Source organism: Klebsiella sp. CN_Kp073 (assembly GCF_040065495.2).
GTDB lineage: Bacteria > Pseudomonadota > Gammaproteobacteria > Enterobacterales > Enterobacteriaceae > Klebsiella > Klebsiella aerogenes.
On the sequence record NZ_CM198051.1, the window covers coordinates 5096576 to 5108714 of the forward strand.

Sequence of the window (12139 nt, forward strand, 5' to 3'; positions counted from 1 at the left end):
GGCTGCAAACATGCGTCAGGGGGTGTAAAACAACGTAAAGTCATGGATTAGCGAGCCTTGATGACGTAATTTCTGCCTCGGAGGTATTTAAACAATGAATAAAATCCTGTTAGTTGATGATGACCGGGAGCTCACCTCCCTGTTAAAAGAGCTGCTCGATATGGAAGGTTTTAATGTGCTCGTTGCCCATGACGGTGAACAGGCGCTGGCGCTTCTTGACGACAGCATTGATCTCCTTTTGCTTGATGTGATGATGCCGAAGAAAAACGGTATCGACACGCTTAAAGAATTACGTCAGACACACCAGACCCCGGTTATCATGCTAACGGCGCGCGGAAGCGAGCTGGATCGCGTTCTCGGCCTCGAACTCGGGGCGGATGACTATTTGCCTAAGCCGTTTAACGATCGCGAGCTGGTGGCGCGTATACGCGCGATTCTGCGTCGTTCTCACTGGAGCGAGCAGCAGCAGACCACCGAATCCGGTTCTCCGACCCTGGAAGTGGATGCGTTAAGCCTCAATCCGGGCCGTCAGGAGGCCAATTTTGATGGGCAAACGCTGGAGCTGACCGGCACCGAGTTCACCCTGCTGTATCTGCTGGCGCAGCATCTTGGTCAGGTGGTGTCACGTGAACACTTAAGCCAGGAAGTGCTGGGCAAGCGGCTGACGCCGTTCGACCGCGCTATCGATATGCATATTTCCAACCTGCGGCGTAAGCTGCCGGAGCGTAAAGACGGCCATCCGTGGTTTAAAACGTTGCGCGGACGCGGCTATCTGATGGTTTCTGCTTCATGATTGGAAGTTTAACCGCACGCATCTTCGCCATCTTCTGGCTCACGCTGGCGCTGGTGTTGATGCTGGTACTGATGTTGCCCAAGCTGGACTCGCGCCAGATGACCGAGCTGCTGGAAAGCGAGCAACGTCAGGGCATCATGATTGAGCAACACGTCGAGGCCGAACTGGCGAACGACCCACCTAACGACCTGATGTGGTGGCGACGCCTGTTTCGCGCCATCGATAAGTGGGCGCCGCCGGGGCAGCGGCTGTTGTTGGTCACCAGCGAAGGCCGCGTGATCGGCGCAGAACGCAACGAAATGCAGATCATTCGTAACTTTATCGGCCAGGCCGATAACGCCGATCATCCGCAGAAAAAGCGTTACGGACGCCTGGAGATGGTCGGCCCGTTTTCCGTCAGGGATGGTGAAGATAATTATCAACTTTATCTCATCCGCCCTGCCAGCACTTCACAATCCGACTTCATCAACCTGCTATTTGACCGTCCGCTATTACTGCTTATCGTGACGATGCTGGTCAGCGCCCCGCTGCTGCTATGGCTGGCGTGGAGCCTGGCGAAACCGGCGCGCAAGCTGAAAAACGCCGCCGACGAAGTGGCCCAGGGTAACCTGCGGCAGCATCCGGAGCTGGAAGCCGGTCCGCAGGAGTTTCTAGCCGCCGGGGCCAGCTTTAACCAGATGGTGACCGCGCTTGAGCGAATGATGACCAGCCAGCAGCGGCTGCTGTCGGATATCTCGCACGAGCTACGCACGCCGTTAACCCGTCTGCAGTTAGGCACCGCGCTGCTGCGCCGCCGCAGCGGTGAAAGCAAAGAGCTGGAGCGGATCGAAACCGAAGCGCATCGGCTGGACAGCATGATCAACGACCTGCTGGTGATGTCGCGTAATCAGGCGAAAAACGCGCTGGTCAGCGAGACGGTGAAAGCGAATCAGCTGTGGGGCGAAGTGCTGGACAACGCGGCATTTGAAGCCGAGCAGATGGGGAAATCCTTTACCGTTGAGTATCCGCCGGGCCCCTGGCCGCTGTACGGTAACCCCAATGCGCTGGAAAGCGCGCTGGAAAATATCGTGCGCAACGCGCTGCGCTACTCGCACACGAAAATTTCGGTCAGCTTCTCGGTGGATAAAGACGGAATCACGGTCAACGTCGATGATGACGGCCCGGGCGTCAGCCCGGAAGATCGCGAACAGATTTTCCGTCCGTTCTATCGTACCGACGAAGCTCGCGATCGCGAGTCCGGCGGCACCGGTCTGGGGCTGGCGATTGTCGAAACGGCGATTCAGCAACATCGCGGCTGGGTTAAAGCCGACGATAGCCCGCTGGGTGGCCTGCGATTAACAATCTGGCTGCCGCTGTATAAACGCACCTGAGTCTGTCCCGGCTTGCGCTACGCTGAGCCGGGCTACGGGTTGCAACGTTCAATATGGGGGAATTATTTCCCCCATAATCTCCGCGAATTATCCTCGATCTGCCCGCTTAAACGCCGCTTCTGCATCGTTCTGCTCCAGCTCACCGACAGACCCGCCGCCGATAACAGACGGTGATACTGATCGTCGTCAAACGGCATATGCCAGGCAATCGCTCCGGCCTCATGTACGCTCACATCGCTTAGTCGCGATACCAGCTCCAGCGGCGCATCGCTGGAGACCTGGCCGCTGGCGATAATGCGGTAGAGCCAGCCAACCTTGCCGCTGTTTTGCATCAGTTGCGCCATGTCGCTAATACCGAAATGGTAATTCAGTTTGAAGCAGGGAGAGCGCGGTTGAGTGACCTGAATCAGCGCCTCGCCCCAACGAAAGATATCGCCGATATAGACGTTTTTTTCCGTTAGCCCTTCGGTAGAAAGGTTTTCGCCGAATGCGGGTGCGCAGAACAGATCGGCCTGCTGCGGGAATTCGCGGATCCAGTCGAGATAATGCTCGCGGGGATAGTGGCACAACGCGCGATCCGGCCCGCCGTGAATTTTCTTTTCCGCCTGCTCGTCCCCTTCCAGTCCGAGCTCGCCGAGCTGTAATTCGCCATCGACCTGGATTTTACCAATTGCGCTGGGGCGGCTACCGTCGTAGTCCCTGATTTTGCCGACAAAGACATTCACCGGATAATGCATTGCTGCTCTCCTTGCTACGGATATAAAAAAAGCGAGTCATCAGACTCGCTTCTCTCTTAGCACAATGCAACCTTATTTTTTGGCGGCAAAACGCGCTGCTGCTTCGTCCCAGTTCACCACGTCCCAGAAGGCTTTGATATAGTCCGGGCGGCGGTTCTGGAATTTCAGGTAGTAAGCGTGTTCCCACACATCCAGGCCGATAATCGGGAAGCCGGAAGCGCCGGAAATGGCTTCGCCCATCAGCGGGGAGTCCTGGTTAGCGGTAGAAACTACAGCCAGTTTGTCGCCTTTCAGCACCAGCCACGCCCAGCCGGAACCAAAGCGGGTTGCTGCCGCTTTTTCGAATTCAGCTTTGAAATTGTCCACGGAACCGAAATCACGCTCGATAGCGGCTTTCAGGTCGCCCTGCAGGGTGGTGCCGGTTTTCAGGCCTTTCCAGAACAGGCTGTGGTTAGCGTGGCCGCCCGCGTTGTTACGCAGTACGGTTTTTTTGTCAGCCGGCAGTTGATCCAGTTTGGTGATCAGCTCTTCCGCGGACAGGTTAGCGAATTCCGGCAGGCTTTCCAGCGCTGCGTTAGCGTTGTTAACGTAGGTCTGGTGATGCTTAGTATGATGGATCTCCATCGTCTGCTTGTCGAAATGCGGTTCCAGAGCATCGTAAGCGTACGGCAGGGATGGCAGTGTATAACTCATAATCATCTCCATTATTATCGGGCGGCAGAGGGTGTTAACGCCGCGTAAGCAGTCGGTTCATTATAGTTAATTAAATGATATTGAAAATGATTATCAATGCCGTAGTTTTACTAAGGTTATACCCAAAATAGATACACCCCAGTTTGTGAGCCAAAACAACTCATTAAGCCCCTGATTGCCAGAGTTTCGCCTGGCGTGGCAACAGCTCAAAGGCGTAAAAACTGCGCAATTTTTACACTCATCGCATCGGAGAGAGTCTATCCAACCCAAAAACAGATGAGGGTAAAGGCAATGAATCATGCGATTACGATGGGAATTTTTTGGCATTTAATCGGCGCCGCCAGTGCCGCCTGTTTTTATGCCCCTTTCAAGAAGGTGAAACACTGGTCGTGGGAAACCATGTGGTCGATCGGCGGGATTGTCTTCTGGCTGATTCTGCCGTGGGCGATAAGCGCCATGCTGCTGCCCGATTTCTGGGCCTACTACCGCTCGTTTAGCGCTTCCACGCTGCTGCCGGTGTTTTTGTTCGGCGCGATGTGGGGCATCGGTAACATCAACTATGGCCTGACCATGCGCTATCTGGGGATGTCGATGGGTATCGGTATCGCTATCGGCATTACGCTTATCGTCGGTACCTTAATGACGCCGATCCTCAACGGCCAATTTGATGTGTTGATTCACACCAAAGGCGGACAAATGACCCTGCTCGGCGTGCTGGTGGCGGTGATTGGCGTGGGTATCGTTACCCGCGCCGGCCAGCTTAAAGAGCGCAAAATGGGCATCAAAGCGGAAGAGTTCAACCTGAAAAAAGGGCTGATGCTGGCGGTAATGTGCGGTATTTTCTCCGCCGGCATGTCATTCGCGATGAATGCCGCTAAACCAATGCATGAAGCCGCCGCGGCGCTGGGCGTCGACCCGCTGTATACCGCGCTGCCAAGCTACGTGGTGATCATGGGCGGCGGCGCGCTGGTCAACCTCGGCTTCTGCTTTATTCGCCTCGCCAAAGTGAAGGATCTGTCGCTAAAAGCCGACTTCTCGCTGGCAAAACCGCTTATCATCAGCAACATTCTGCTTTCCGCATTGGGCGGACTCATGTGGTACCTGCAGTTCTTCTTCTATGCCTGGGGTCACGCCAGTATCCCGGCGCAGTATGACTACATGAGCTGGATGCTGCATATGAGCTTCTACGTACTGTGCGGTGGGCTGGTCGGGCTGGTGCTGAAAGAGTGGAACAACGCCGGACGCCGCCCGGTCAGCGTGCTCAGCCTCGGCTGTGTGGTAATCATCATTGCCGCGAATATCGTCGGCCTGGGAATGGCTAACTGATTTCCCCTTCACGCGGCGGCGCGACTGCGCTGCCGCCACTGTCCCGGCGTCATACCTGTTTCCCGGTTAAACACCACCGAAAAGTAGTTACTGTCCTCAAACCCGCACTGCATAGCGATCTCACCAATTAGCCGCTCGGTATGCTGCAGCAAATACTGCGCATGGCAGATCCGCAGCTGACGCAAATAGTGGGTTATCGTCATCCCCGTTTGCTGGCGAAACTGCTGGCGTAACGCGCGTTCGCTGCAGGCTTCACGCAGACAAAAATGCTCCAGATTAAAGGGGCGATTCAGACTTCCGGCCAGCTCAGTTAGCAGTTTATCGAGCTGAGTTTCGCTTTGCGTCGCCGCCAGATTATCAGTGGCGTAGCGATAGCGCTGGAGCGTTAGCGCCAGTTGGGCAAACAGCAGTTCCGCCATGCTATCCGCCTGCGCATCCTGCCGCGCGCTTTCGTGCTCCAGCTGGTTAATCACCTGCCTGACCTGCGCCATGCCGCTGCTGCCGATCCGCCAGTGCGGCTGCCACGGCGTGCCGAATAATCCCGGAATATGCGCCGCCCAGTCAAAATTGAGCCGCAGCCGATCCGGACAATAAATAATATTCTGCAGCACCAGGTCGTTGACCGACGCATAAGAGTGTTTATCTTCCGCGCGGATATAAAAGAGATCGCCGCGGGTAATCCGCCACGGGCGATCGTTGAGGATATGCAGACCGTTGCCGCGCCACACCAGCACCAGCTCGCAAAATTCATGGGTATGCTCGGCGAAGACGTTTTGCGGGTAACGGTCAGCCACCGCCACCGCCTGCGTGGGGGAGGCAAAAAACTCATCTTTGCGAAGCACCAGCTGACCTGCCACAACTCTCACTCCCGACGCGGAAACCAACCATTATTCGCATTTTGCTGAGGCAATACGTTGACTCTTCTCGCGTTACTGAAGAATAGCGTCGCGCCCCTGGCGAATATCGCGCGGCGACCAGTCGAATTCACGGCGAAATAGCGTCGAAAAATGGTTACTGTCGCCGAAACCGCAGCGATAAGCGATTTCTGTCACGCTATCATCGCTGTGGCGCAGCAGGTGCCGCGCTTTCATCAGGCGCACCCGGTTGAGATAGCGCTGGGGCGTCAGCCCGGTTTGCAGCTTTAACTGACGATGCAGGGTGCGTAAAGAGAGCGAAAACTGCGCCGCCACCTCCTCCCAGCATATCTCTTCGGCAAAATGGTCTTCCAGCCAGGCCATTAGTTGATTCAGCCGCGCCTCGTGGTTGCCGGCGCCTTCCGCCAGGCTGTTGCTGTGCAGCAGCACCAGTAGCTGCATAAAAAGGATCTCACGGCTGGCGATGGTATGCGGCTCGACGCCCGGGCCGACCTTTTCCATCTGACCGACGATTTGCCGCACCTGCTGTAGCACCGTTTGGTTGACCCGCCAGTGTGAAAGATAGTTGCCGTCCTGCTCTTGCGGCAGCAGCTGGTTCACGCCGGTCAGAAAACGAAAAGCATCCGGCGCGCGGTAAAGTACATTGGTCAGACACAGGTTATTGGTGTGTTCGTAAAGATGGCGATCGTGATCGCGAATAAAGCAGACCGAACCGCCGCTGATGGTATAGGGCTGGCCGTTGAAAACGTGGATGCCCGTCCCCTGCTCAACGATAACAATTTCATGAAAATCATGATGATGCTCTGGAAAGGCCGCTTGTGGAAGGCGCGGTTCAATCGCCACCGCCGAGACGCCGGCCTTAAAAAAATCCGTACAGTGCAACACGGTCATAGCAGCCTCCACGAATGAGAAAAATTATCAACCGTCGTCGCAAATAGTAATTAAGGGCTGGCAATCCGGCCTTCAATTTTTGACCGCAAACCGCGTAAAGCCTGCCGTTTTTTCAAGAACCAGCCGGAAATATCCGGAACTGCGGCCAGCATCACACCCCGCCTCACGCCGCCTATAAAACGAAACTGTGACGCTTCTCACGGTCACCTTTGCTTTGTTGCCAGCCACCCGCTTTCGCTGTCAGTAGCGAGAAGGTGACGCAGAGACGCCTTTTTTAGACTGCCTGTAATGATTTTAAGAAGGGTCGTGCCATGAGTATTCGTCATTGTGTCGCCGTTGATTTAGGCGCTTCCAGCGGTCGGGTCATGCTCGCGAATTATGCAACCGCGACGCGATCGCTGACGCTGCGCGAGATTCATCGTTTCACTAACCGCCTGCAGAAAGTGGATGGCTACGATTGCTGGGATATCGATAGCCTGGAAGCGGAAATCCGCCGCGGGCTGGTGAAGGTGTGCGAACAGGGGATCCTGATCGACAGCATCGGTATCGACACCTGGGGCGTCGATTTCGTCTTGCTGGATAAGCACGGCCAGCGCGTCGGCCTGCCGGTTTCCTATCGCGATAGCCGCACTCACGGCCTGATGGCGCAGGCAATCGAACACCTCGGCCGCGCCAGTATCTATTGCCGCAGCGGCATCCAGTTTCTGCCGTTTAACACCCTTTATCAGCTGCGGGCGCTGGTCAACCAGCAGCCGGCGCTGGCGGAACAGGTCGCCCACGCGCTGCTGATCCCGGACTACTTCAGCTACCGCCTGACCGGCGCAATGAACTGGGAATACACCAACGCCACCACCACGCAACTGGTCAATATTAATAGCGATAGCTGGGATGACGAGCTGCTCCGCTGGAGCGGCGCGAAACCGGACTGGTTCGGTACGCCGACGCATCCGGGCAATGTTATCGGTCACTGGATCTGCCCGCAGGGTAACCGCATCCCGGTCGTTGCCGTCGCCAGCCACGATACGGCCAGCGCCGTCATCGCCTCGCCGCTGGCGGATAAAAATGCCGCCTATCTCTCATCGGGCACCTGGTCGCTGATGGGCTTTGAAAGTAAAACGCCTTACACCAGCCAGCAGGCGCTGAAGGCGAATATCACTAATGAAGGCGGCGCCGAGGGGCGCTATCGGGTGCTGAAAAACATCATGGGCCTATGGCTGCTGCAGCGGGTACTGCAGGAGCACAACATTAGCGATCTGCAGGCGCTGATTGTCGACACGGAGCAGCTACCGGCCTGTCGTTATCTGATTGATTGCAATAACGATCGCTTTATCAACCCGGCCAATATGAGCGCCGAAATCCAGGCCGCCTGCGCGGAGTCCGCTCTGCCGCTCCCGGTCACTCCCGCCGAACTGGCGCGCTGCATTTTCGACAGCCTGGCGCTGCTGTATGCCCGGGTATTAGACGAACTGGCCGCGCTCCGCGGCCACCCTTTCAGCCAGCTGCATATCGTCGGCGGCGGCTGCCAGAACGCGCTGCTTAACCAGCTGTGCGCCGATGCCTGCGGCCTGCCGGTGGTGGCGGGCCCCATTGAAGCCTCCACGCTTGGCAATATCGGCATCCAGCTGATGGCGCTGGATGAACTGCACAACGTCGATGAATTCCGTCAGGTGGTACGCGACAACGCGTCGCTCATCACTTTCGCCCCGCATTCAGATAGCGAAATTGCCCGCTTCGTCGCGCAATTTCAGCCACAACCTACAAAGGAGCTTTGCGCATGACCACTCAACTTGAACAAGCCTGGGAAATTGCTAAGCAGCGCTATGCCGCCGTCGGCGTAGATGCCGAGGAAGCTCTGCGTCAGCTGGACCGCCTGCCGGTATCAATGCACTGCTGGCAGGGCGATGACGTGGCGGGCTTTGAAAACCCGGAAGGCAACTTAACCGGCGGCATTCAGGCCACCGGCAACTATCCCGGCAAAGCGCGCAATGCCCAGGAACTACGCGCCGATCTCGAACAGGCGCTAAGCCTGATACCGGGGCCGAAGCGCCTTAATCTGCACGCGATTTATCTCGAATCCGCCACGCCGGTAGCGCGTAATGAAATCAGGCCGGAACACTTTAAGCACTGGGTGGAATGGGCCAAACGCCACCAGTTGGGGCTCGATTTTAACCCTTCCTGCTTCTCGCATCCGCTCAGCGCCGACGGCTTTACGCTGTCGCACGCCAACCCGGAGATTCGTCAGTTCTGGATCGATCACTGTAAAGCCAGCCGCCGTATCTCCGCTTATTTCGGCGAGCAGCTTGGGACGCCATCGGTAATGAATATCTGGGTGCCGGACGGCATGAAAGATATTACCGTCGACCGCTTCGCCCCGCGCCAGCGTCTGCTGAACGCGCTGGATGAGGTCATCAGTGAAAAGCTCGATCCGGCGCACCATATCGACGCCGTTGAGAGCAAGCTGTTCGGTATCGGCGCCGAAAGCTATACCGTTGGCTCCAATGAATTCTATATGGGCTACGCCGCCAGCCGTCAGACCGCGTTGTGCCTGGATGCCGGCCACTTCCATCCGACGGAAGTCATCTCCGACAAAATCTCCGCCGCCATGCTCTATATCCCGCGCCTGCTGCTGCACGTCAGCCGCCCGGTACGCTGGGACAGCGATCACGTGGTGCTGCTGGATGACGAAACCCAGGCCATCGCCAGCGAAATTATCCGCCACAACCTGTTCGACCGCGTGCATATCGGCCTCGACTTCTTTGATGCCTCCATCAACCGCATCGCGGCGTGGGTTATCGGCACCCGCAACATGAAAAAAGCCCTGCTGCGCGCGCTGCTGGAGCCGACGGCGCTGCTGCGCCAGCTGGAAAACGACGGGGATTACACCGCCCGCCTGGCGCTGCTCGAAGAGCAGAAATCGCTGCCGTGGCAGGCTATCTGGGAAATGTACTGCCAGCGTCACGATACGCCGGCAGGCAGCCAGTGGCTGGAAAACGTGCGGGCCTATGAAAAAGACGTGCTGAGCCAGCGCGGCTAATGCCTGACTTTCCCCGGATTGCGCCGTATGGGGTTTATTCGGGGAGTCACACCTATTACGAATCAACAGGAAAGACAAAACTATGCACAACATCATCAATTCATGGTTCGTTCAGGGCATGATCAAAGCCACCTCCGACGCCTGGCTTAAAGGCTGGGACGAACGTAACGGCGGCAATCTGACGCTGCGCCTGGATGAAGCGGATATCGCGCCCTTCAAAGCCGATTTTCACCCCCAGCCGCGCTATATCGCCTTAAGCCAGCCGATGCCGGAACTGGCTAATCAGCCGTTTATCGTCACCGGTTCCGGTAAATTCTTCCGTAACGTGCAGCTCGATCCCGCCGCCAACCTTGGGGTGGTGAAAGTGGACAGCGACGGCGCGGGCTACTTCATTCTGTGGGGGCTGACGGAAGAAGCCGTGCCGACCTCGGAACTGCCGGCGCATTTCCTGTCGCACTGCGAGCGCATCAAAGCCACCGGCGGCAAAGACCGCGTGATCATGCACTGCCATGCCACCAACCTGATCGCCCTGACCTACGTGCTGGAGAACAACAGCGATCTGTTCACCCGCAAGCTATGGGAAGGCAGCACCGAATGCCTGGTGGTGTTCCCGGACGGCGTCGGCATTCTGCCGTGGATGGTGCCGGGTACCGACGAGATTGGCCAGGCGACCGCCGGCGAAATGCAGAAACACTCTCTGGTGCTGTGGCCATTCCACGGCGTCTTCGGCAGCGGCCCGACGCTGGATGAAACTTTCGGCCTGATCGATACCGCCGAGAAATCCGCCGAGGTATTGGTGAAAGTCTATTCGATGGGCGGCATGAAACAGACGATAAGCCGCGAAGAATTGATTGCGTTAGGCCAACGCTTTGGCGTCACGCCGCTGGCCAGCGCGCTGGCGCTCTAAGAAAGCGAGCCGCCTTGTAAGGAGAATCATCATGAGCTTTATGTTGGCACTACCGAAAATCAGCCTGCATGGCGCGGGCGCGATCGGCGATATGGTAAACCTGGTCGCAGACAAGCAGTGGGGAAAAGCGCTGATTGTCACCGATGGTCATCTGGTGGAAATGGGCCTGCTTGATAGCCTGTTTCAGGCGCTGGAAGCGCATCAACTGTCTTATCATCTGTTCGATAAGGTCTTTCCGAACCCAACCGAGGCGCTGGTTCAGCAAGGTATCGCCGCATTCCGTGCGGCGCAATGTGACTATATTATCGCCTTTGGCGGCGGCAGCCCGATCGATACCGCTAAGGCGGTGAAAATCCTCAGCGCTAACCCGGCGCCATCGACGGCCTATTCCGGCGTGGGCAAAGTGAAAAATGCCGGCGTGCCGCTGGTGGCAATTAACACCACCGCCGGAACCGCCGCCGAAATGACCAGCAACGCGGTGATTATCGATAGCGAACGTCAGGTGAAAGAGGTCATCATCGACCCGAATATCATCCCGGATATTGCCGTCGACGACGCTAGCGTCATGCTGGATATTCCGCCGTCGGTTACCGCCGCGACCGGTATGGATGCGTTAACTCATGCCATTGAGGCGTTTGTCTCCGTCGGCGCCCATCCGCTGACCGACGCCAACGCGCTGGAAGCGATTCGCTTAATTCACCAGTGGCTGCCGCTGGCCGTTGATGACGGGCACAATCTGCAGGCACGCGAGCAGATGGCATACGGTCAGTATCTGGCAGGCATGGCGTTCAACAGCGCAGGTCTTGGTCTGGTGCACGCGCTGGCGCACCAGCCGGGCGCGACCCACAATCTGCCGCACGGCGTTTGTAATGCCATCCTGCTGCCGATCATCGAAAACTTTAACCGCCCGAACGCGGTAGCGCGTTTTGCCCGCATCGCCCAGGCGATGGGCGTCGATACGGGTGGTATGAGCGACGAAACCGCCAGCATGGCGGCGATTAATGCGATTCGCGCGTTGAGCAAACGAGTCGGTATTCCTGAAGGCTTTAGCCAGCTTGGCGTCAGTAAGGCCGATATCGAAGGCTGGCTGGATAAAGCGCTGGCCGACCCCTGCGCGCCCTGTAACCCGCGTAGCGCCAGCCGCGACGAGGTGCGCGAGTTATACCTGGAGGCGTTATGATCCGCAAAGCCTTTGTGATGCAGGTCAATCCCGACGCCCACGAGGAGTATGAGCGCCGTCATAATCCCATCTGGCCGGAACTGGAAGCGACGCTGAAAGCGCATGGCGCCCACCACTATGCGATCTATCTCGATAAACAGCGCCATCTGCTATTCGCCACGGTGGAAATTGAATCGGAAGCCCGCTGGAATGCGGTGGCGGAAACCGAGGTCTGCCAACGCTGGTGGCGCTATATGCGCGAGGTGATGCCGACGAATCCGGATAACAGCCCGCTAAGCGCTGAACTGAGTGAAGTGTTTTACCTTGCGTAATAAAGAAAACGCCTGAGCAATC

At 57.2% G+C, this 12139-nt stretch carries 12 protein-coding genes; 8 read left to right on the forward strand and 4 right to left on the reverse strand.

What is annotated here, in order from left to right; translation table 11 throughout:
• Positions 1-94 precede the first annotated feature (94 nt).
• Complete coding sequence (gene cpxR / locus ABLV66_RS24460) at positions 95-793, forward strand: envelope stress response regulator transcription factor CpxR (protein ID WP_015368937.1); 699 nt, start codon at positions 95-97, stop codon at positions 791-793.
• Complete coding sequence (gene cpxA, locus ABLV66_RS24465) at positions 790-2163, forward strand: envelope stress sensor histidine kinase CpxA (protein WP_015368938.1); 1374 nt, start codon at positions 790-792, stop codon at positions 2161-2163. The genes cpxR and cpxA overlap by 4 nt, the downstream gene beginning before the upstream one ends.
• 62 nt (positions 2164-2225) lie before the next feature.
• On the opposite strand, the gene yiiM is transcribed toward cpxA, so the two are convergent.
• Complete coding sequence (yiiM, locus tag ABLV66_RS24470) at positions 2226-2900, reverse strand: 6-hydroxyaminopurine reductase (RefSeq protein WP_348876281.1); 675 nt, start codon at positions 2898-2900, stop codon at positions 2226-2228.
• Between the two features lie 72 nt (positions 2901-2972).
• Positions 2973-3593, reverse strand: a complete 621-nt coding sequence (gene sodA / locus ABLV66_RS24475; RefSeq protein ID WP_015368940.1) for a superoxide dismutase [Mn] — start codon at positions 3591-3593, stop codon at positions 2973-2975.
• A gap of 291 nt (positions 3594-3884) precedes the next feature.
• Between sodA and rhaT the strand changes: the two genes are divergently transcribed.
• The gene (gene rhaT / locus ABLV66_RS24480) at positions 3885-4919 is read left to right on the forward strand and encodes an L-rhamnose/proton symporter RhaT (protein WP_348876282.1); all 1035 of its coding nucleotides are present in this window, start codon (positions 3885-3887) and stop codon (positions 4917-4919) included.
• A gap of 8 nt (positions 4920-4927) precedes the next feature.
• Here the strand turns inward: rhaT and rhaR are convergent, their stop codons facing one another.
• Both rhaR and rhaS read right to left on the reverse strand, forming a co-directional pair.
• Positions 4928-5776, reverse strand: a complete 849-nt coding sequence (gene rhaR / locus ABLV66_RS24485) for an HTH-type transcriptional activator RhaR (protein ID WP_047045449.1) — start codon at positions 5774-5776, stop codon at positions 4928-4930.
• Between the two features lie 72 nt (positions 5777-5848).
• Positions 5849-6685 carry an HTH-type transcriptional activator RhaS gene (gene rhaS / locus ABLV66_RS24490; RefSeq protein WP_047045450.1) on the reverse strand — a complete coding sequence of 279 codons (837 nt, stop codon included), beginning with the start codon at positions 6683-6685 and terminating at the stop codon, positions 5849-5851.
• A gap of 311 nt (positions 6686-6996) precedes the next feature.
• On the opposite strand from rhaS, the gene rhaB reads away from it, so the two are divergent.
• From rhaB to rhaM, 5 genes are all read left to right on the forward strand, one after another.
• The gene (rhaB, locus tag ABLV66_RS24495) at positions 6997-8463 is read left to right on the forward strand and encodes a rhamnulokinase (RefSeq protein WP_348876283.1); all 1467 of its coding nucleotides are present in this window, start codon (positions 6997-6999) and stop codon (positions 8461-8463) included.
• Complete coding sequence (gene rhaA, locus ABLV66_RS24500; RefSeq protein ID WP_045395283.1) at positions 8460-9719, forward strand: L-rhamnose isomerase; 1260 nt, start codon at positions 8460-8462, stop codon at positions 9717-9719. The genes rhaB and rhaA overlap by 4 nt, the downstream gene beginning before the upstream one ends.
• Positions 9720-9801: 82 nt before the next feature.
• Positions 9802-10626, forward strand: a complete 825-nt coding sequence (gene rhaD / locus ABLV66_RS24505) for a rhamnulose-1-phosphate aldolase (protein ID WP_015703941.1) — start codon at positions 9802-9804, stop codon at positions 10624-10626.
• Between the two features lie 31 nt (positions 10627-10657).
• Entirely contained in the window at positions 10658-11806 is a 1149-nt protein-coding gene (gene fucO, locus ABLV66_RS24510; RefSeq protein WP_049059932.1) for a lactaldehyde reductase, read from the forward strand.
• Positions 11803-12117 carry an L-rhamnose mutarotase gene (rhaM, locus tag ABLV66_RS24515; RefSeq protein WP_047045465.1) on the forward strand — a complete coding sequence of 105 codons (315 nt, stop codon included), beginning with the start codon at positions 11803-11805 and terminating at the stop codon, positions 12115-12117. Before fucO ends, rhaM begins: the two co-directional genes overlap by 4 nt.
• Positions 12118-12139: the final 22 nt, after the last annotated feature.

Bases quoted from the DNA above. Each gene is read 5' to 3' on its own strand.
- cpxR (WP_015368937.1), top strand. From the start codon at position 95: ATGAATAAAATCCTGTTAGTTGATGATGACCGGGAGCTCACCTCCCTG.
- cpxA (WP_015368938.1), top strand. From the start codon at position 790: ATGATTGGAAGTTTAACCGCACGCATCTTCGCCATCTTCTGGCTCACG.
- yiiM (WP_348876281.1), bottom strand. From the start codon at position 2,900: ATGCATTATCCGGTGAATGTCTTTGTCGGCAAAATCAGGGACTACGAC.
- sodA (WP_015368940.1), bottom strand. From the start codon at position 3,593: ATGAGTTATACACTGCCATCCCTGCCGTACGCTTACGATGCTCTGGAA.
- rhaT (WP_348876282.1), top strand. From the start codon at position 3,885: ATGAATCATGCGATTACGATGGGAATTTTTTGGCATTTAATCGGCGCC.
- rhaS (WP_047045450.1), bottom strand. From the start codon at position 6,685: ATGACCGTGTTGCACTGTACGGATTTTTTTAAGGCCGGCGTCTCGGCG.
- rhaB (WP_348876283.1), top strand. From the start codon at position 6,997: ATGAGTATTCGTCATTGTGTCGCCGTTGATTTAGGCGCTTCCAGCGGT.
- rhaA (WP_045395283.1), top strand. From the start codon at position 8,460: ATGACCACTCAACTTGAACAAGCCTGGGAAATTGCTAAGCAGCGCTAT.
- rhaD (WP_015703941.1), top strand. From the start codon at position 9,802: ATGCACAACATCATCAATTCATGGTTCGTTCAGGGCATGATCAAAGCC.
- fucO (WP_049059932.1), top strand. From the start codon at position 10,658: ATGAGCTTTATGTTGGCACTACCGAAAATCAGCCTGCATGGCGCGGGC.
- rhaM (WP_047045465.1), top strand. From the start codon at position 11,803: ATGATCCGCAAAGCCTTTGTGATGCAGGTCAATCCCGACGCCCACGAG.